The sequence below is a fragment of the Aeromonas sp. MdU4 genome (genome assembly GCF_041929505.1).
Taxonomy (GTDB): Bacteria; Pseudomonadota; Gammaproteobacteria; order Enterobacterales; family Aeromonadaceae; genus Aeromonas.
The window spans coordinates 81,693-100,338 of sequence record NZ_JBHFMW010000020.1 but is presented as its reverse complement, the minus strand read 5'-3'; the positions used below and the strand labels follow the sequence as shown (position 1 = coordinate 100,338).

The 18,646-nt window shown below is 57.5% G+C and carries 16 protein-coding genes; 6 read left to right on the top strand and 10 right to left on the bottom strand.

The window, feature by feature from the left end:
- Positions 1 to 2: 2 nt before the first annotated feature.
- Genes ACE1BR_RS10495 through ACE1BR_RS10485 form a run of 3 tightly spaced genes read right to left on the bottom strand, consistent with a single transcriptional unit; the run spans position 3 to position 3,878 of the window.
- The gene (locus ACE1BR_RS10495; protein WP_374870017.1) at positions 3 to 1,976 is read right to left on the bottom strand and encodes a transglutaminaseTgpA domain-containing protein; all 1,974 of its coding nucleotides are present in this window, start codon (positions 1,974 to 1,976) and stop codon (positions 3 to 5) included.
- On the bottom strand, positions 1,963 to 2,958 hold the full coding sequence (locus ACE1BR_RS10490) for a DUF58 domain-containing protein (RefSeq protein WP_374870015.1): 996 nt from the start codon (positions 2,956 to 2,958) through the stop codon (positions 1,963 to 1,965). The genes ACE1BR_RS10495 and ACE1BR_RS10490 overlap by 14 nt, the downstream gene beginning before the upstream one ends.
- A complete protein-coding gene (locus tag ACE1BR_RS10485; protein WP_374870013.1) occupies positions 2,958 to 3,878 on the bottom strand; it encodes an AAA family ATPase in 921 nt (306 codons plus the stop codon). Before ACE1BR_RS10485 ends, ACE1BR_RS10490 begins: the two co-directional genes overlap by 1 nt.
- A 535-nt stretch (positions 3,879 to 4,413) precedes the next feature.
- Here ACE1BR_RS10485 and ACE1BR_RS10480 point away from each other — a divergent pair.
- The 5 genes from ACE1BR_RS10480 to dtpB all read left to right on the top strand — a co-directional run bounded on the left by ACE1BR_RS10480 (position 4,414) and on the right by dtpB (position 11,211).
- Entirely contained in the window at positions 4,414 to 5,586 is a 1,173-nt protein-coding gene (locus ACE1BR_RS10480; RefSeq protein WP_374870011.1) for an MFS transporter, read from the top strand.
- A gap of 18 nt (positions 5,587 to 5,604) precedes the next feature.
- On the top strand, positions 5,605 to 6,567 hold the full coding sequence (yidZ, locus tag ACE1BR_RS10475) for an HTH-type transcriptional regulator YidZ (RefSeq protein ID WP_374870156.1): 963 nt from the start codon (positions 5,605 to 5,607) through the stop codon (positions 6,565 to 6,567).
- A 475-nt stretch (positions 6,568 to 7,042) separates the two neighbouring features.
- Positions 7,043 to 7,366: a Bor/Iss family lipoprotein gene (locus ACE1BR_RS10470; RefSeq protein WP_374870009.1), complete on the top strand. Its 324-nt coding sequence runs from the start codon at positions 7,043 to 7,045 to the stop codon at positions 7,364 to 7,366.
- Positions 7,367 to 8,158: 792 nt separating this feature from the next.
- A complete protein-coding gene (gene yidZ / locus ACE1BR_RS10465; RefSeq protein WP_374870007.1) occupies positions 8,159 to 9,130 on the top strand; it encodes an HTH-type transcriptional regulator YidZ in 972 nt (323 codons plus the stop codon).
- Positions 9,131 to 9,705: 575 nt separating this feature from the next.
- The gene (gene dtpB / locus ACE1BR_RS10460) at positions 9,706 to 11,211 is read left to right on the top strand and encodes a dipeptide/tripeptide permease DtpB (protein ID WP_374870005.1); all 1,506 of its coding nucleotides are present in this window, start codon (positions 9,706 to 9,708) and stop codon (positions 11,209 to 11,211) included.
- A gap of 57 nt (positions 11,212 to 11,268) precedes the next feature.
- On the opposite strand, the gene ruvX is transcribed toward dtpB, so the two are convergent.
- Both ruvX and ACE1BR_RS10450 read right to left on the bottom strand, forming a co-directional pair.
- Positions 11,269 to 11,691 (bottom strand): Holliday junction resolvase RuvX, encoded by a 423-nt coding sequence (gene ruvX, locus ACE1BR_RS10455; RefSeq protein WP_005343821.1) that lies wholly within the window; start codon positions 11,689 to 11,691, stop codon positions 11,269 to 11,271.
- 43 nt (positions 11,692 to 11,734) lie between these two features.
- On the bottom strand, positions 11,735 to 12,289 hold the full coding sequence (locus tag ACE1BR_RS10450; protein ID WP_374870003.1) for a YqgE/AlgH family protein: 555 nt from the start codon (positions 12,287 to 12,289) through the stop codon (positions 11,735 to 11,737).
- 128 nt (positions 12,290 to 12,417) lie between these two features.
- Between ACE1BR_RS10450 and ACE1BR_RS10445 the strand changes: the two genes are divergently transcribed.
- Positions 12,418 to 14,043, top strand: coding sequence for a methyl-accepting chemotaxis protein (locus ACE1BR_RS10445; protein ID WP_374870001.1), 1,626 nt, complete (start codon positions 12,418 to 12,420; stop codon positions 14,041 to 14,043).
- A gap of 89 nt (positions 14,044 to 14,132) precedes the next feature.
- Here ACE1BR_RS10445 and gshB read toward each other — a convergent pair whose 3' ends face one another.
- The 5 genes from gshB to metK all read right to left on the bottom strand — a co-directional run bounded on the left by gshB (position 14,133) and on the right by metK (position 18,579).
- Positions 14,133 to 15,086, bottom strand: a complete 954-nt coding sequence (gshB, locus tag ACE1BR_RS10440; RefSeq protein WP_374869999.1) for a glutathione synthase — start codon at positions 15,084 to 15,086, stop codon at positions 14,133 to 14,135.
- Between the two features lie 120 nt (positions 15,087 to 15,206).
- On the bottom strand, positions 15,207 to 15,938 hold the full coding sequence (rsmE, locus tag ACE1BR_RS10435; protein ID WP_335815036.1) for a 16S rRNA (uracil(1498)-N(3))-methyltransferase: 732 nt from the start codon (positions 15,936 to 15,938) through the stop codon (positions 15,207 to 15,209).
- A 115-nt stretch (positions 15,939 to 16,053) separates the two neighbouring features.
- Positions 16,054 to 16,758: an endonuclease gene (locus ACE1BR_RS10430; protein ID WP_374869997.1), complete on the bottom strand. Its 705-nt coding sequence runs from the start codon at positions 16,756 to 16,758 to the stop codon at positions 16,054 to 16,056.
- 73 nt (positions 16,759 to 16,831) lie between these two features.
- Positions 16,832 to 17,359: a SprT family zinc-dependent metalloprotease gene (locus ACE1BR_RS10425; protein ID WP_374869995.1), complete on the bottom strand. Its 528-nt coding sequence runs from the start codon at positions 17,357 to 17,359 to the stop codon at positions 16,832 to 16,834.
- Between the two features lie 68 nt (positions 17,360 to 17,427).
- Positions 17,428 to 18,579: a methionine adenosyltransferase gene (gene metK / locus ACE1BR_RS10420; protein ID WP_374869993.1), complete on the bottom strand. Its 1,152-nt coding sequence runs from the start codon at positions 18,577 to 18,579 to the stop codon at positions 17,428 to 17,430.
- Between the last annotated feature and the right edge of the window lie 67 nt (positions 18,580 to 18,646).

Here is an 18,646-nt window from a genome sequence, read left to right as displayed (position 1 = left end):
TTTTATCTGTGGTGATCCCATCGCCGGACGATTTGGCGCAGCCGTCGCTGCAACTGGCGCCAGCTGCGTTGTCGCTGTCGTGTACTGAGGGGCGCATAGCGCCAGCGGCGAGCGAGCCATGCCGCCTGCAGCAGAGCGTGGGCAAGGTCGGGGCGTAGCCGAGCCAACCGTTCACACCACTGTGCCATGCTTTCGGGCGGGATCGGGGGCCAGCCGCTACGTGTCCCGCGCTTGCGCAGCGCCAGCCAGATCCGCCGCTCGGGCGGTAGCCGCGCAGGCAACAGCAGGGGCAGACTCACCAGCAGAGTGACCAGCAACAGGCTGGCGAGGATCAACCAGGGGGTATGCCCCGCCAGTGCTGGCCAGCGCTGACCAATTTGCTGCCAAAGCTGACCTGCATCGTGGCCGATCACCCAGCGGCTCCACTGGTAGTCGATGTTGCTGCCCCACCAGCGCAGCTGGTTGAGCAGGGCCCAGTTGCGATAACGCTGCAAAGAGAGCGGATCCGCGGCGGTGAACTGGTCGTTCAGGGCCTGCGTCACGTCGCCTTCAATGCGCTCTGGCGCCACCGCTGCGGTGGGGTCAACTCGCCGCCATATTCCCCCTTCATCGAGATATTCCACCCAGGCGTGGGCATCGAACTGGTGTACTGCCAGATAGTGGCCACGGGGATTCCATTCACCACCGAGATAGCCGGTGACCAGCCGTGCCGGAATGCCCGCCGCGCGCAGGACGAAGGCGGTCGCCATGGCGTAGTGGCCACAAAAGCCGCGCCGGGTATCGAACAGGAATTCATCTACGCCGTTACTGCCAAGGCGTGGCGGGGTCAGGGTGTAGTAATAGGGCTGGCTGCGAAACTGGTCGAGCAGAGCGGCGACCAGTGCGCTGTGATCGGGGTAGCGGGCGGCCAGGGCTTGGCCATAGGCCCGTGCTCTCGGGTTGCCATGGCTGGGCAACTGCAGGTTACGGGCCTTGCTCTGTGGATCGCTGAAAAGAGGGCCGGTTGCTGTGCTCACCCGATAGCGGATGGCTGCCTCACCGCTCCCCTGCCGATAGAGAGTGGCAATGGGGGTGGCCATGACGGGCCCGCCCAGCACGCGGGGAGTGGCCAGCGCAAAAGCCCAGCGATGGCGTTGGGGCTCGGCAATGACCTCGTAGCTTCCGGCGGGCAGGGCGCTTTCCGGCAGCGGATTGAGCGCGGTTTGCTCTGATACGCTCCGTTGCCAGGCCTTGACCTCGGCACTCAGCTGCCAGCGTTGGCCATCGAAAATCTCCTGGCGCATCACTGGAAAATAACGCTCGCGAGCAGGGGGCGGGCCGTCGGCAAAGGTGACGCGAAAGACCAGTTCCGAGGAGTTGACCAGCTCGCTGATATCGCCGGGGGCCACCTCTTCCGAGAGCCCCGACAGGGCGCGGCTGGTGGTGGGCATCTGCCAGAGGGGCGGGAGCCTTGGCAGCAGCAAAAACAGGGTGATGAGCAGGGGGATCGCCAGCAGCAGAGCGCCGCCTGCGCTGCGCCACGGCCGTTTCTGCTCGGGGGCGATGGCGGTCACCAGTGCGGTCACCGCCAGCCAGAGGGCTGCCACCATCGCCCCTGCCCAGCCGATGTGTTGGCGCTGCACCAGTGCCAATCCAATCAGAAAGAAGGCGAGCAGCAGCACCTGCTCGATGTCCCGCTCGCGCCGCACTTCAATTATTTTCAGGCTATAGCCGAGCCAGAGCAGATTGATCAGGGCGGGCAGGGTGCCCAATGTACGCCACTGCAGCCCAAGTAACAGCACGGTGGTGATGGCCAGCAGCGCCAACCAGCGGGCAGGCAGAGGCGGCCAGCCGCGCCACAGCATCATGGCCCGAATACCGAGGGTAGCAGTGCCTACCGCCACCACCCAGAGTTGCAACTGGGGCCAGAGTGCCGCGATCAGCAGCAACTGCTGCAGGGCGATGAGCGGCAGCAGGCGGCGGTTATCGAGCAGCATCCGGCGTGATCTCCGGAGGCTTGGCATCGAATTGGGCCATTGCCAGCAGGCAGCGCTGCACAAAGGCGGTGCCGCTATCGGGCCCCAGCGTCTGGTTTGTCAGCGTCAGGGTGAAGGGGATGCCCCGCTTGCCGTAATCGGTGCACCACCAGGCCAGCACCGCCAGTCGCTGCTCCAGATCCCCGCCCGCGACGCGCTGCAAGGTGAGGTGAGTGTCATCCTGCAACGGTTCATGGAACTGCTTGGTCAGCAGGCCGCGCCCTTGAGCGAGTTGTTTCCAGGCTATCCGGCTCTGGGACTCGCCAGCTTGATGGGTCCGCAAGGTATCAAAGTCTCCGAGGGGCGACGGAGCTGGTTGGCCATGGAGCCCCTTGCTTTCACCCGACAGTTCCCCCCTCCGCACCCCGAACTCCGGTTTGGGAGCGAGCCATCCTTCCAGTTGCAGATCCAGCAGTGACCAGCAGCAAAACAGGCCGAGGGGGTAGCGGCTCTCCACCCGCAATCGGCCAAGGGGCAGTGGGCCACGGCGTTTACCCGGTACTGGCAGGATCAAGGTGCGGGGCACCGGATCGGCCTGTGCCAGCCAGAGAGTGCCTTCGTTGAGAGTAAAGCGGAGTGCCCGCACCGGGCGTGGGCTCTGCACCGTCAACCGGATGGGCAACTGGCTGCCCGCTTCCCCCTGCACCAGCGGGCCGCCCAGCAACGCCAGCCCCAGCAGGTTGCGGTGGGTGAGCCACATGGCGGCCATAAACAGGCTGCCGAGGCAGTAGGCCACCAGCAGCACCAGATTGTTCTGGTAGTTGGTGCCGAGCAGATAGATGGCGAGCAGTACCAGCAGATAGAGCAGCCCCATGCGGGTGGGCAGGATGAAGAGGGTGTGCGTCTCCAGCGTGATCTGGCGCGCCGGGGGAATGCGACGAGCGAGCCAGCGTCGCTGCCAGCTATCGCGCCACTGCTGCCAGCGGGTTGGCTGGTGGCTCATCAGGGATGGTCCGGATCGACCCTGGCCAGCAGCCGCTGGCTCAGGGGGCAGGCTTCGCCGTACTGCACGCCAAAGCTGCCCCGCAACCGGTGCTCGGCGACATAGGGAAACACAGCCTGCACATCTTCCACCGTGACGAAGCGCCGCCCCGCGACCAGCGCCCAGGCCCGGCTTACCGCCAGCAAGGTCTTGGCCGCCCGGGGGGAGAGGGGCTGGGGCAGCTCGCCATCAAAACGGCTCTGCTCCACCAGCGCCAGCAGGTAGTCGAGGGTGGCATCAGAGAGATGGATGGCATCCCCCTCCGCCTGCAGCGCAGCGAGCTCGGTGGTATCCAGCATGGCGGGGAGGGGGCCTGTCGGCTGGTGGCCGCGCAACAGTTGGCGCTCCGCCTCCCGTGGCGGAAAGCCCAGCGATAACCGCACCGCGAAACGGTCGAGCTGGGACTCCGGCAGCGGGTAGGTGCCCGCTTGATCTGCCGGGTTCTGGGTGGCGATGACGAAAAACGGCTCGGGGAGTGGATGGGTGTGACCCTCGATACTCACCTTGCCCTCGGCCATCGCCTCCAGCAGGGCGCTCTGTACCTTGGGGCTGGCACGGTTGATCTCGTCCGCCAACAGCACCTGAGTGAAGATGGGGCCGGGATGAAAGTGAAACTGTTGCTGTTGGGGGTTAAAGATCTGCAAGCCGAGCAGGTCGGCGGGCAGCAGATCGGCGGTGAACTGCATGCGTCGGCATGCAAGCCCCAGTACCTGTGCCAGTGCCTGAGCCAGAGTGGTTTTGCCCATGCCGGGCAGATCCTCGATCAGCAGGTGGCCGCGGGCCAGCAGGGTCACCAACGCGATTCTGATCTGCAGCGGTTTGCCCAGAATGACCTGTTCCAGTGCGGCCAGCAGCCCTTTGATGTGCTTTTGTGATCTCACCTGCGCCCTCCGTGGCTCTCTTTGCTCCTACAGCTTATACGCCAGCAGGCGGTGGCAGGGCTCATCGCTGAACAAGTGTGCGACTATCGGCCATCTCCCGAGGTGTCGCAGAGACATCGCCTTGGGCATCGTAAGCATATGCACCCTATTTATGATGATGCCAGTTTCATTCGCCGGGAGAATAACCACATGCACTTACTCGGTGCGATCTTGCCGCGGACGCAGGGCTCCCTGCTGCTTGTGCTGGTTCTGATGCTCGCCGAGAGGCTCCTCTGACCACAGTAATCGCCGGGTTGCAGGGAGTATCAGCGTCAGGGAAGGGCTGCCGCGCCGCTGTCGGAGGCGATGTGGTGTGCTGCTCAAACGGCACAATCCTAAAACCCATCTTTCCATATTGGAATGTACCGATCGCCATCTCTTCATTAGGTACGGGGAGGGGGGTGCTCATATAGTTCACCCCATCGTCCCTTGCCTTGACCCGCCATCCCGTCTGTATACCCCTTGAGCTGGTGGGACAATCTGTTACGGAGTGCCCATGCGTATTTTTCTGCTCTGCAGTTTTCTGATGATTATTCTCTATCCGGTCGGGATCGATCTCTATCTGGTGGCCGTGCCCCAGATCGCCGATACCCTGCAGGCGAGCGAGGCGCAGATCCACACTGCGTTCTCCATTTATCTGTTTGGCATGGCCGCGACCGTATTGCTGGGTGGCATGATTGCTGATCGTTATGGCCGTCGCTGGGTAGTGCTGGGTGGCGCCCTTATCTTTGTTATCGCGTCACTGGTTGCAGCTAATGCGGCGGGTATCCACCAGTTCTATCTCGGTCGTTTCTGGCAGGGGGTTGGGGCCGGAGCGCTCTACATCATGACGTTTACCGTATTGCGCGATGTGTTGAGTCAGGAGCGGCTGGCGATGGCACTCTCCATGATCAACGGGGTGATTTGCGTGATCCCGGTGTTGGCGCCGGTGCTCGGTTATCTCATCCTGTCGCATTTCGACTGGCGCGGGATCTTCGTGACAATGGCGCTGGTGGCCCTGCTCAGTGGTCTGGTCAACCTGCTGCTGCTCAAGGAGACCCGTCCTGTCAGCTCGCAGGAGAGCAGCGCTGTGTTGCCATTTTCCCTGCTGCGCTCGCCACGTTTCATGTTGCTGTCGTTGCTGACCAGTGCCAGCGTGACCGCCATCCTGGTTTATGTCAGCGTGTCACCATTGATCCTGATGAAGGAGTTTGGCTTTACCACCGAGCAGTACTCCATCGTGATGATGGTGATGGCCGGGGTGAGTATGTCGACCTCCTTCGTGACGCCGCTGCTGTTGCGCTGGCTGGGCAAACACAAGGTGATTGCACTCTCCCATCTGGCCTATCTGCTGGCGGCGTGCTCCCTGCTCGGGTGCTGGCAGCTGGGGGGCAATATCCATCTGCTGTTGCCGGGATTTGCCCTGATCTGCATCGGCTTCTCCTGTGGCTTCGGGGTGGCGATGGGCGAGGCGCTCGATGGCTGTCAGCATAATGTGGCGTTTGCCAGTGCCGTGCTCTGCATCATGCAGATCAGTCTCTCTGGCCTCTATATCTGGTTGATGGGCCATCTTGGCTTTGCTCCATCCGAGATGCTGATCTATGCGCTGTGTCTGGCAATGCTCAGTTACCTGGCCGTCAAAGGGCTGGTACCATGGTTCGCCGTCCGCGAAGCTCGGTCGCGGGGATAACGAAACATGAGAGGGGATATGCGCAATCCGGGTGAACTCGATCTGAACCTGCTGGTGGTTTTCAAGCATCTGATGCAGGAGCGCAGCGTGGCTGGTGCGGCCAAAAAGCTCTGCGTCACCTCGTCGTCGGTGAGCAAGTCACTCGCCAAGCTGCGGGACTGGTTTGATGATCCGCTCTTTGTGCGGGTGCGGCAGGGGTTGCAGCCCACCAACCTCTCCCGGACGCTGGAGGAGGAGCTTAACGCCTGGTTTCAGCTCACCGATACCATTACGTCACTGAATAGTGATGCGATTCCGGATGGTGCCCGCTTCAGTCTGGTAATGGAGTCTCCTTTCTATATCAGTTTCCTGAGCAACCTGCCCATGACCATCTATGAGAAGTACCCCAACTCGGTGGTCAAGACGATGGGTTGGGATCACAACTCTCTGAACGATATCGTCAACGGGGATGCTGATCTGGGGTTTTGTGCGCGTGAGACCTATGCCCGCTCTCACGCCAAGGTCAATCGGCTACCCTACTACATCGATCATGAAGTGCTGTTTACTGACCGTCCGGTGGCTTTTTTGCGCAAGGACCACCCTCTGCTCCAGCAGAAGTGGTCGCTGGAGAACTTTCTGGCCTGCCCCCAGATCAGCATGGTGTGGGAAGCCAACGATACCTGGGCCTTCGACAATTTGCTGGAGGAGGAGGGGTTGCAGCGGGAGGTGCCGATTATGGTGTCCAGCTTCGAGCAGGCGCTGCATATTGCTTCCCTGTCGAGCCATGAGCTGATTGCTGTGGCCCCCTCCTACTGCACCGGTTATGCAAGCCGGCATCACGACAACTTGATCGCCATGCCGCTGCCGCTACCTGAGAAGCTGTATGTGCAGTTGGAGATAGCCTTCATCCTGCTGTGGCATAAACGCCATAATAAGGACACCAAGGTGATGTGGCTGCGTAACGAAATAAAGCGGCTCTATCGCCTTGAGACAGATAAATAATGTCGTAAAAATGCTCAAAGGAATCAGCCGGGATCATGCGTTTCGGCTTGTTATGGTCTGAAAACAGCTGCGCTGGAGATTAACTCTATTGATGTCATTGCATTTAACTATTGAAACAAAATATTAACTGCGGTTCCATAATGGAATTTTTCAGCTTCCTGTTTTGCTGTAGACGTCCCCTGCCTTGCTGTTACATACTGTTATTCATAATAAAGTATCTTGGCTTTACTGGGGTGATACAGGGTATCAACCGGTAGCTGAACATAAACAATATATGTTTGTTTTGATATTATCACTCTGTTTTTACATTTGGATGTACGTACAGAGAATATCTATTAACAACTGAACGCTCATGACATAAATCATTACAACTTTTTTATAGCTTTATCCTGCCGGTTGTCTATTCTTGCTGCCAGCCCAGCATATTTTCGTTAAAGCCAGAAGTAGTTGGTAATGGAGTTAAAAAGGTTTTTAAATGATGAATTACAAAACGATTGCGGCCATTGGCTTGGTTATATTGCTCAGTGGTTGTGCCAAGAATCCTGTGCACTCAGATGGGACGCAAGCATTTGCGTTTAATAAAGCCGCGATTGTCAGCTCAAAAGAAATTACCAGCCATTTTTTCTTTGCCAACGTCGATTTCGGCATGAACGACACCATTGATCTTGCTGCCGTCTGTGGCGGAATAGAGAATGTTGTACGGGTTGAGTCCAGAATTGGTTTTTGGGATTCCATGTATAATTATTTTACCTTGACTATGTATTCGCCTCGCACGGTCACAGTCTATTGCGCTAAATAATGAGATAAGCCAAATAATCATGGCTTGCAGGGGTTATTTTATCGATGGCGATAAATGTTGTCGCCAATATATAGTTCGGGTGGCTGGATAGATAAGCATAAAGCCTTGTAAAACAGGGCAAGCTTGCAGTTCCGCCACCTGTGGTCGCATCTGTTGTCAATCCACGTTGTTTGATTATCATCATGCCAATGATTAAGCTGAATTTATAAAATGCATAATCCAAGCTGGTTGATTGTATTTTTATAAGTGCGTGAGTTAATCACGGAGTTAATTGATAGGTTGCTATGGTATATTAATTTTTTTGGGTAATGCATTTACATTATATAAATGGAAATGGCACCATTGATATTAATTAATGCCATTCAGTAATGGCATTGTGATAGTTTCTGCGAGCACAATAAAAACAAAAAGGATCCGCTAGCGCCCCATTCGTTACTGCTCGTAACAGGGCTTTCGATGTATAAAAATTGACATCGATCGCATGATGTTGATATCAGTCCAAACCGGTCTTGCCAATACTGCCAGCTGACAGCAGAATAGCTAACTTGTCACTAATATGTTGGGCAATTCAGAGGCTCTCTAATGGTGATGAGATGACTGCCACCATGGTGCCTCCGGTAGTCTGTTGTAGCTTGGTGGGATAAGACTGCGTGAGCGGGAGATATCAGATTCAGCAGATTGGTTGTTACTGGTGTCGCAGGCAGAAAATAGGCAATGTACTCTGTGGATTGTGTTTGCAGGATTTGCATTTAGCCGTCGTGCAAATTTGCAGAGAACTTGATGAGGGGAAGTATGCGTACGCTGAGTGAACTCGATTTGAACCTGCTGGTGGTATTCAAATACCTGATGGCCGAACGCAGTGTGGCAGGGACGGCCAAGCAGCTCAACGTGACCCCTCCGACAGTGAGCAAGTCGCTGGCCAAATTGAGAGAGTGGTTTGCTGATCCGCTCTTTGTGCGAGGACGCAAAGGGCTACAGCCAACCCATTTGGCGTTGACCCTGGAAGAGGAGTTGAAGGTCTGGTTTCCACTTACCGAGCGGATCGCTGCACTCAATAGTGAGGCGATACCCGATGGCGCCCGTTTCAATCTGGTGATGCAATCCCCTTTCTACAATAGTCTGCTAGGCGATCTGCCGATGGCTATCCATGACAAGTATCCCAATTCCGTGGTCAAGATGTTGGGGTGGCATCGTAATTCTCTCAATGACATCGTTAACGGTGATGCCGATCTTGGGGTATGTGTCCGCGAGAGCTATAGCCGCTCCCAGCTAAAACTCCGCAATCTGCCCTATTACATCAATCACGAGGTGCTGTTTTGCGATCGGCCCGTGGTCTTTTTGCGTAAGGATCACCCCTTGCTTCAGCAAGAGTGGTCGCTGGAGCATTTTCTGGATTGCTCACACTGCAGTGTGGTGATGGAGGTGCTGGAGACTTGGGGGCTGGATCTGCTGCTGGAGGATGAGGGGATGGCTCGCAAGGTTCCCATCATGGTTTCCAGCTTCGAACAATCACTGCATATCGCATCGCAACCCGACAATGATCTGATCGCGGTGGCCCCGTCTTACTGTGCTGGACACGCAGCCAAATATCATCCCAATCTGATCACCATGCCACTTCCGTTACCAGAGGAGCTCTATCAGCAACTGGAGCTGACCTTTATCTTGCTCTGGCATAAACGCCACAATCAGGACGCCAAGGTGATGTGGCTGCTTAACGAGATACGGAGCCTTTATCATCGGGAGTCGAAGCCCTCGGCCATGTAAATCGAGCCGGAGCCAGATGCTCCGGTTTTTTTATCTCTGCTCTCTTGCCGCCCTCTTCGGCCCCTCTTGCGCTTCATCTTGTCTCATCGCCAAGCACAGCTTGGTGTTGAGTGCACGTCTCGTGTGGAGCTACTTGCACGAAAAAAATTAATGTAGTTGCATTAGAAAACTTCACTAATGGTTACTTTTAAAGTGTGATCGATCATTAAGAATGGTAATTACCAGTGATATAGCATGGCAACCCTTGAAATGGCGGAGTAAAAGTATATTGCGTCTATTTTACCTCCTTATGACGGGGTGATTGTGTATCAGGGTTGATGAACCGGTTTGAGTAACGGGGCTCCAGCATCTTGGGTGCTGGCAAGCCACAACCCCATTCACTACCACTTGATAGCATGTTACTGAAATTGGTTGGATGAAATTTATTTTCATCGAACGGGGTGCGTGCACCCAAAAAATATCCAGGCAGGTTGGCTCATCGTGCCTCATCTATTGCCATAGTTGGGCACGATAAATAGTGCGTGCGTAGCCACGACCAGTTCAATAAAAATAAACCTCAATAAAGGCAGGTTAATATGCGTCCAGCAACAGCTCCATCGGGCTTATTACAACAACCAAAACCCTTTTTCATGATCTTTTTTGTCGAACTCTGGGAGCGCTTCGGTTATTACGGGGTGCAGGGAATTCTGGCAGTTTTCTTCGTGCAGCAGCTGGGATTTTCCCAAGAACAATCCTTTATTACCTTTGGTGCCTTCTCGGCGTTGGTATATGGCTTGATTTCGGTCGGTGGCTATGTCGGTGACCATGTCCTTGGTACCAAGCGGACCATGGTGCTGGGGGCCATCGTGCTGGTGATAGGCTATTTCATGACTGGCCTATCTATTTATAATCCTGACCTTATTTTCTACGCACTGGGTACTATCGCGGTCGGTAATTGTCTATTCAAGGCCAACCCGGCAAGTCTGCTTTCCAAGTGCTACCAACCAAAGGACCCTCGCCTGGATGGGGCATTTACCCTGTTCTATATGTCGATCAATATCGGCTCCCTTATCTCCCTTTCACTTGCTCCGGTGATTGCCGATCACTACGGCTATACCGTGACTTATAACCTGTGCGGGGTCGGGCTGATTATTGCGCTGCTCACCTTTTTTGCCTGCCGCAATATGGTCAAGGATATCGGTTCCGAACCGGATCATCTGCCGCTCAATTACAGCAAGTTGCTGCTGGTGATATTGGGTTCAGTCGCTATGGTCTTCTTCTGTGCCTGGTTGATGCACCACGTGGTGATCGCCAATATGGTGCTGATGACAGTGACTATCGCCGTGGTGATCGTCTTCTTTCGCGAGGCATTCAAGCTCGACACTGTGGGCCGCAACAAGATGTATGTGGCCTTCGTGCTGATGCTGGAGGCGGTACTCTTTTATGTGCTTTACGCCCAGATGCCGACTTCCCTGAACTTCTTTGCTATCAATAACATGCATCACGAGATGTTGGGCATGAGCGTCAACCCCATCAGCTTCCAGGCGCTCAATCCCTTCTGGGTGGTGGTGGGTAGCCCGGTGCTGGCACTGATTTATACCCGGATGGGGAGCAAGGGGCAGGATCTCACCATGCCGCTCAAGTTTACCCTCGGAATGTTCTTCTGCTCGCTGGGCTTTTTGACTGCGGCGGCGTCCGGCTGGTGGTTTGCCGATGAGCAGGGGCTTACCTCACCCTGGTTCATGGTACTTATCTATCTGTTCCAGAGTATCGGTGAGCTGATGATCAGTGCCCTGGGTCTGGCGATGGTGGCCGCGCTGGTACCGCAGCGTCTGATGGGGTTCATTCTCGGGATGTGGTTCCTGACCCAGGCGATGGCCTCCTTGCTGGGGGGTTATGTGGCCACCTTTACCGCAGTGCCGCAAGGGGTGACCGATCCGCTGCAGACCCTGCCCATCTACACCGGGGTATTTGGCAAAATCGGGATGGCGACCCTGCTGATCGCAGTGGTGATGGGGCTGATGGTGCCCTGGCTGAACCGGATGATGAATGCGAGCCCGACAGAGGCCGAGGCACTGGTGCCAGGTCAGTCACAGGCGTAATGAAGGGATAGTACGAGACAAGGCAAGGGCATTGACCCTTGCCTGGTTGTTTATGGTTTAGTTGTACTGCTCTTCCATCCAGGCTTCGACAATCAGCTGTGCCGATACCCCGTCCACACTGCCTTTCTCCAGCGCGCGATAGCCGCCACGCTCAAACAGGCGGGCACGGGCATCCGTGGTGGTGAGCCGCTCATCCTTGAACTCTACCGGTTTGCCAAAACGGCCATGCAACCGGTTACCGAATTTGCGGGCCCGTACGGTTATCTCCTGATCAGTGCCATCCATATTTAGCGGCAGACCGACCACCAGCAGGTCCGGTTGCCACTCTTTGAGCAGCTTCTCAATCTCGTCCCAGTTGGGAATGCCGTCGTTGGCCTTGAGGGCGCGCAGGGGTTGGGCGGTGCCAGTCAGCTCCTGACCGATGGCGACACCTATGCTCTTGGTGCCATAATCAAAGCCCATGATGCTGCGTGATGACATGAAAAAATCCTCGAAATACAACGCAGGCCGCGTTGCCGATAGGTTAGCTATGGCCGACATCGCTGGAGAGATGAACCGGATTCACCCCTATGCTGGCGGCGGCTTGTTGCCAACGTTTGTGAATGGGAGTCTTGAATACCAGATCCGGATTGGGGGGGATCACCAGCCAGGCGCCGTCAACCAGCTCCTGTTCCAGTTGCCCAGCGCTCCAGCCGGCATAACCAAGGGCAACCAGCCAATGCGCAGGAGCTTCACTCGTACCCAGCGTTTCCAGTATATCCTTGGATGTAGTCACCATCATTTCATCCCCCACTTGCAGGGTGGAGTTGAAACCGGGACGAAAACTGTGCAGCACGAAGCCACGGTCGGCATGAACCGGTCCCCCTTGCAGCACCGGCTGCTTGAGCTCCTGGTTGGCGGGTGGGGAGAGTTTAAGCTGGGTCAGCATGGTTTCCAGCGACATCTCCACCGGAATGTTGACAACCAGCCCCATGGCGCCCTCTTCGTTGTGCTCGCACAGATAGACCAGCGAGCGTTCGAAGTAAGGGTCAGAGAGGCTTGGCATGGCAAGCAGGAAGTGATTTTGCAGTGTTTGCATAGGGGCCAAATAGTGCAAAGGTCGTTGGGAAGTGAATAGGGCAATTATGGCAGTTCATCACTTTGGGCAAAACCGCTTTTTATCGGCAACACCTTGCCCAGTCGTCAATTAATGCAGGAGAGAAAACCATGGAAGGCATTTCAATCAGACAGAAGTTGATCCTGGGGTGCGTGGTGCCACTGTTGGCTCTGCTGGCATTGTTGGTGGGCGCAACCCAGGCGATGTCCCAGCTGATGGCCGGGATGAACGGCATGTATCAGGGAGAGGTGGTGCAGCTCAAAGAGCTGAAACAGATTGCCGATCTCTATGCCGTCAACGTGATTGATGCGACCAACAAAGCCAATGTGGGCGGTTTTACCCCGGAGAAGGCAAAGGCTGCCATCACGCAGGCTCAGCGCGATGTGGCACAGAGCTGGCAGAACTATCGCAATATGGCGATGGATCAGGGCGAAAAGCTGGAGGCTGACAAGGTACAGATGCTCTTTTCAGCGGCCGATCAGCAGATTGCTGCGGTGGTAAAGGTGCTCGATGGTGGTCCGGAGCAGGTGAGTGCTCACCTTGGTGCCCAGATCATGCCCCTCTATGGTGCCATTGATCCCCTCAGTGATGCGGTAAGTGCCCTGGTGCAGTATCAACTGACCGCGGCAGAGCAGAGCATGACTGAGCTTGCCCAACTCAAGGATCGGTTATTCCAGATCTTCCTGTTGCTGTTTCTGGTCGGTGGCGGGTGTGTGCTGTTTTTCGGGGTGTGGGCCGGGCGCAGTGTGAGTCAGCCGCTGGCGGCGATGAGTCAGGTGCTGCGTGGCATGCAAACCGAGCTTGACCTGAGTCAGCAGGCTCCGGTCTTGCGCAAGGATGAGATGGGGGCGCTGGCGCTTTCACTTAATCAGGTCATTAGCCACTTTCGTGGCTTGATCAACCAGATCAACGACATGGCGGAGCATTTGGCCAAAGAGTCGGCTCGACTGGCCCATATCGGGGTCGAGAGTCGCCAGCGCTTTGCCCAACAGCAAGCCGAAACCGATCAGACCGCGACCGCCATGAATCAAATGAGTGCTACCGTGGCCGAGGTTGCCAGTAGCTCATCCGGTGCGGCAGATGCGGCTCGGGTCGCTGACGAAAGTGCCCGTCATGGTCATGTGGTGGTAGAGGATGCCATCGCCCGGATGTCGGCGCTCTCCTCCCATATTCAGGATACGGCGGCGATGATCACCCAGCTGGCCGACGACAGCCGCGATATCAGCAGTGTGATGGATGCCATCCGAGGCATCGCCGAGCAGACCAACCTGCTGGCGCTCAATGCGGCGATCGAAGCCGCGCGGGCGGGGGATCAGGGGCGCGGTTTTGCGGTGGTGGCCGATGAGGTGCGGACCCTTTCCCAGCGTACCCAGCGCTCAACCGAGGAGATTGGCAAGACCATCATCAAGTTGCAACAAGGGGCCAGCGAGGCGGCCAATAGCATGGTGCGCGGGCTGGATCAGGTTGAAGAGTCCAACCGCACCGTGCTGGCCTGTGGCAAGGCGCTTGGCGAGATTGTCAGCTCGGTCGATGTGATCAACGAGCTGAACACTCATATTGCCACTGCCGCAGAGGAGCAGAGCAAGGTCGCTGAGGAGATCACCCGCAACGTGGTCAATATTGCCCAGATTGCCACCGAGTCGACGGCGGCAGCTTCCGAGATGAACCAGAGTTGTCACGAGCTGGAGCAACTCTCCAGTGACCTCAAGCTGAAAGTGGGGCAGTTCCGCTGTTAATCAGGCAGTGACAACCGCGCCAATAGAGTGAAAAGAGAGAGGCGGTCCAAGGGCCGCCTCTCTGTTATTGCCGTTTAGCGACTGGCCGTTCAGGCTTGCGCCAGCCGACGCTCGATAGCGTCCATCAGCATGCCGGTGATGTGCACGTCGAAGGCCGCTTCAATCTCGCGGATGCAGGTCGGGCTGGTGACGTTAATCTCGGTCAGGCGATCGCCGATGATGTCGAGGCCAACGAAGATGAGCCCTTTCTCTTTCAGGGTCGGGCCCACTGCACGGGCGATGGCCCAGTCAGCTTCGCTCAAAGGACGCGCTTCGCCACGGCCACCGGCCGCCAGATTGCCACGGGTCTCACCCTGCGCCGGAATACGCGCCAGGCAGTAGGGCACCGGTTCACCATCCACCACCAGCACCCGCTTGTCGCCATCCTTGATGGCGGGCAGATAGGTCTGCGCCATGCAGTACTGGCTGCCGTGGGCGGTCAGGGTCTCGATAATCACGCCGACGTTGGCGTCATCCTCCTTCATGCGGAAGATGGAGGCGCCGCCCATGCCGTCCAGCGGCTTGAGGATCACGTCTTTGTGCTTCGCGTGGAAGGCGCGCAGCTTGTCGGCGCGGCGGGTCACCAGCGTGGTCGGGGTGTGTTCGGCAAACCAGGCAGTGTAGAGCTTCTCGTTGGCGTCGCGCAGGCTCTGCGGCTTGTTGACGATGAGGCAACCCTCATCCTCGGCCCGCTCCAGTATGTAGGTGGCGTAGATAAATTCGGTGTCGAACGGCGGATCCTTGCGCATCAGGATCACATCGAGGTTGGATAGGGGCTGATCCACCACCTCACCCAGACTGTACCAGTCGGCATAGTCATATTTGACGGTGAGCGGACGCATGGTGCCAAAGGCGCGACCGGCTTCCATGTAGAGATCCTTCATCTCCAGATAGAAGAGCTCATAGCCGCGCTTTTGCGCCTCTTCGAGCATGGCAAAGCTGGAATCTTTCTTGATGTTGATGGCCGAGATGGGGTCCATCACGATGCCGAGTTTAATGGTCATCCGCTGTTCCTTTTAAATGGCTCGATAGGGTTGTAGGGTCGATTAGCGCAGCGTAATCGGCCGTTTGAGGCTGCCATCATTCGATGCCGCCATACAGCTTATCGACATTGCCCGATGGTATTAAGCGAGATCGCCAAAGCGGCACTGCAGCGCAGTAATCGCAGTCAGGGCGGCAGTTTCGGTGCGCAGCACTCGCGGCCCCAGCAGCATCTCTTTGAAATCTTCCTGCACGGTACGGGCGATCTCGTCGCTCGACAATCCCCCTTCCGGGCCAATCAGCAGGCGCACGCCATGCTCGGGTACGGGCAAGGTGTTGATGCTGTATTCGGCGCGCGGGTGCAGGTTGAGCTTGAGCTCCTTGGTCTCTTCCGCCAGCCAGGCGTCCAGTTCCATCGGCATGCGCACCTCTGGTACCACGTTGCGGCCACACTGTTCGCAGGCGCTGATCACCACTTTCTGCCACTGTTCGCGCTTCTTATCCAGTCGATCGGCCGGCAGCTTGACGCCGCAGCGCTCGGAGAAGAGCGGGGTGATGCAGGTGACGCCCAGCTCCACCGATTTCTGGATGGTGAAATCCATCTTGTCGCCACGGCTGATCACCTGACCCAGATGGATGGCGAAGGGGGATTCCACCGATTGGGCATCGCAGCGGTCGATGGTCACTTCCACCGACTTTTTGCCGACGCTGGCAATGGTGGCGGGATATTGATTGCCATCGCCATTGAACAGCTCGAGCTGCTGGCCCGGCTGCATGCGCAGTACCCGGCCGATATGGTTGGCGCCGTCTTCCGACAGGGCGATGGTCTGGCCAACTTGCAGGGTGGCCGGTTCATAGATACGTGGAATACGCATGGCTGATTGTCAGTCTCTTGCTTGGAAACCCTTCAATATCCTACTGCAAGGCTCACGCGGCAGTGGGGAAGGGCTTCATGATAGGAGGGGCAATCCCCTCCCTGGTCAAATGGGGTTATTGGCACTGCTTTTCAATAAAGGGGTTGGTATTGCCCTGCAGCGTGCCGATGCGGCGGTTGCGCTCGCACTCCCAGCCTTTTGCCGGGTACTGCCTGTCCCAAGCTTCGAACAGTTTACGCTGTTGCGCCGCCAGACGCAGCCCATACTGCTGGCTCATGTAGAGGTAGGCGCGGGCGATCTGGCCCCGTACCGGCCCCTTGGGTGGCTGCACCCGCCGCTCCTTGAAATCCACCAGCATCTGGCACTGGCCGTACTGATCCGGCTTGCCGTTCCAGTCGGAGAAGCGGTAGTTGGCCCGATCGCCGTTCACCTCGCCAATGGCGGGGAAGAGGTTGTGCATGTCCCCCTCCATCTTGTTGAACTCGGGGCTCGCCTTCTCGCAGTTCTTGCGACCGCCATCCTGCCAGCACTGCAGCTGGTGGCCGAACTCCCAAGCGGGGACCACATGTTCCCACTCGATGCGGGCGGCGCGCTTGGGTTGTTTGCGCGGCTCGTAGCCGCAGCTGGCGAGATCCGGGCTCATCTTCTTGCCCTGATAGTTGATGTTACAACCGCAGTAGAAGGTGGTGGCATTGGGTTGGCTACGATAGAGCTTCACCAGATCCTGCTTGGCTTCGCGAAAGGTCTGGGCGTGCAGGGGCGCGCTGAGCAGCGGCAAACCGGCCAGCAGGGTCAGGGCGAGGGAAGAGATAAAACGCATGGGATTCCTTGCAAACGGGATGATAGACGAACGATGGCGGGCACCCTAACACAGGGGCGCGACACAGGCTGGCTTACTGTTGGGGCTCCGGCCGTTCCCGCTCCAGCGGCTGCTTGCAGCGGCGACAGTGATAGCGCGCCTCGCCACGCACCACCTTGTTGTGGCGGCGAATAGAGAGCTGATGCTGCTGGCAGTGACAGCGATAGGGGATGGTGCGCTGGGCCAGAACAGCCAGATCAAAGCTGTGGGTGGTTCGGGGCTCAAGGCCGAACACCTCCCGCATCACCGACTGCCACTGCTTGCCGTGAGGCAACACCCGGTTTTTGCCACGCCCTTCACCCCACAGGGCGTGAACCAGCAGATGGGCCACCTCGTGGGGCACCACCTCGGTCAGAAACGCCTGCTGGTTGGCCTGATAGAGGGCGGGATTGAAGCGCAGCTCCCAGGTTTGCAGCCGTGCTGAGCCCGCCGCCCGGCCCCGCATATTGCAGTAGATCCGCGGGCGGGAAAAGGTGCGGCCAAGGTGCGCTTCGGCCTGCACAAAACAGGCTTCTACGCGTTGTTGCAGCAGGGCGGCAAGTTGGGCAGGGGTGGCAGACATCAACATCTCGTCAGGTAGCGGATAAGCAAAAGGGGAGCCAGGCTCCCCTTTTATCACCACAGCGAGCCTTACAGGCCAGCGGCGGAACGCAGCAGTTCGGCCTTGTCGGTCTGCTCCCACGGGAACTCGTTGCGACCGAAGTGACCGTAGGCAGCGGTAGCCTGGTAGATCGGGCGCTTCAGATCCAGCATCTGGATCAGGCCGTACGGGCGCAGTTCGAAGTGCTCGCGTACCAGCTTGACCAGCAGATCCTCGGCAACCTTGGCAGTACCGAAGGTTTCGACGCTGATGGAGGTCGGTTCGGCCACGCCGATGGCGTAGGAGATCTGGATTTCACAGCGATCGGCCAGACCGGCGGCAACGATGTTTTTGGCAACGTAGCGGGCGGCGTAGGCAGCAGAACGGTCAACCTTGGACGGATCTTTACCGGAGAAGGCGCCACCACCGTGACGAGCCATGCCGCCGTAGGTGTCGACGATGATCTTGCGACCGGTCAGACCGCAGTCACCCATCGGGCCGCCGATAACGAAACGGCCGGTCGGGTTGATGAAGTATTTGGTGTCCTTGTTGACCCACTCGGCCGGCAGCACCGGCTTGATGATCTCTTCGCGCACCGCTTCAACCAGGTCTTTGTGGCTGATGGATTCAGCGTGCTGGGTAGAGAGCACCACGGCATCTACACCGATGATCTTGCCTGCGTCGTCGTAGGCGAAGGTCAGCTGGCTCTTGGCATCCGGACGCAGCCACGGCAGGGTGCCGTTCTTGCGCACTTCAGCCTGACGCTTCACCAGCAGGTGAGAGTAGGTGATGGGGGCGGGCATCAGCACGTCGGTTTCGTTGGTGGCGTAGCCGAACATCAGGCCCTGGTCGCCCGCGCCCTGCTCCAGCGGATCGCTGCGGTCAACGCCCTGGTTTATGTCCGGGGACTGCTTGCCGATGGCGTTCAGTACGGCGCAGGAGTCTGCGTCGAAGCCCATGTCGGAGTGGGTGTAGCCGATTTCACGCACGGTATCGCGCACGATCTCTTCGATATCGACCCAGGCGGTGGTGGTTACTTCACCGGCGACCATGACCATCCCGGTCTTGACCAGGGTCTCACAGGCAACACGGGCCTTGGTATCTTGCTTGAGGATGGCGTCCAGGACCGCATCGGAGATCTGGTCCGCAATCTTGTCGGGATGGCCTTCGGAGACCGACTCGGAAGTAAACAGCTTTGCCATGATAGGACTCTCTGCTTGTCTGGGTTATCGCCACAGCAATAACCGGGTGAATGGGATGGTGTAGAGG

What these genes read in the sequence shown, in the direction of transcription:
- ACE1BR_RS10445 (WP_374870001.1), top strand. Translation starts at nt 12,418, where the DNA reads ATGGAAGGCATTTCAATCAGACAGAAGTTGATCCTGGGGTGCGTGGTG.
- ACE1BR_RS10495 (WP_374870017.1), bottom strand. Translation starts at nt 1,976, where the DNA reads ATGCTGCTCGATAACCGCCGCCTGCTGCCGCTCATCGCCCTGCAGCAG.
- yidZ (WP_374870007.1), top strand. Translation starts at nt 8,159, where the DNA reads ATGCGTACGCTGAGTGAACTCGATTTGAACCTGCTGGTGGTATTCAAA.
- ACE1BR_RS10480 (WP_374870011.1), top strand. Translation starts at nt 4,414, where the DNA reads ATGCGTATTTTTCTGCTCTGCAGTTTTCTGATGATTATTCTCTATCCG.
- dtpB (WP_374870005.1), top strand. Translation starts at nt 9,706, where the DNA reads ATGCGTCCAGCAACAGCTCCATCGGGCTTATTACAACAACCAAAACCC.
- ruvX (WP_005343821.1), bottom strand. Translation starts at nt 11,691, where the DNA reads ATGTCATCACGCAGCATCATGGGCTTTGATTATGGCACCAAGAGCATA.
- ACE1BR_RS10450 (WP_374870003.1), bottom strand. Translation starts at nt 12,289, where the DNA reads ATGCAAACACTGCAAAATCACTTCCTGCTTGCCATGCCAAGCCTCTCT.
- ACE1BR_RS10470 (WP_374870009.1), top strand. Translation starts at nt 7,043, where the DNA reads ATGATGAATTACAAAACGATTGCGGCCATTGGCTTGGTTATATTGCTC.
- ACE1BR_RS10430 (WP_374869997.1), bottom strand. Translation starts at nt 16,758, where the DNA reads ATGCGTTTTATCTCTTCCCTCGCCCTGACCCTGCTGGCCGGTTTGCCG.
- ACE1BR_RS10490 (WP_374870015.1), bottom strand. Translation starts at nt 2,958, where the DNA reads ATGAGCCACCAGCCAACCCGCTGGCAGCAGTGGCGCGATAGCTGGCAG.
- yidZ (WP_374870156.1), top strand. Translation starts at nt 5,605, where the DNA reads ATGCGCAATCCGGGTGAACTCGATCTGAACCTGCTGGTGGTTTTCAAG.
- metK (WP_374869993.1), bottom strand. Translation starts at nt 18,579, where the DNA reads ATGGCAAAGCTGTTTACTTCCGAGTCGGTCTCCGAAGGCCATCCCGAC.
- rsmE (WP_335815036.1), bottom strand. Translation starts at nt 15,938, where the DNA reads ATGCGTATTCCACGTATCTATGAACCGGCCACCCTGCAAGTTGGCCAG.
- gshB (WP_374869999.1), bottom strand. Translation starts at nt 15,086, where the DNA reads ATGACCATTAAACTCGGCATCGTGATGGACCCCATCTCGGCCATCAAC.
- ACE1BR_RS10425 (WP_374869995.1), bottom strand. Translation starts at nt 17,359, where the DNA reads ATGTCTGCCACCCCTGCCCAACTTGCCGCCCTGCTGCAACAACGCGTA.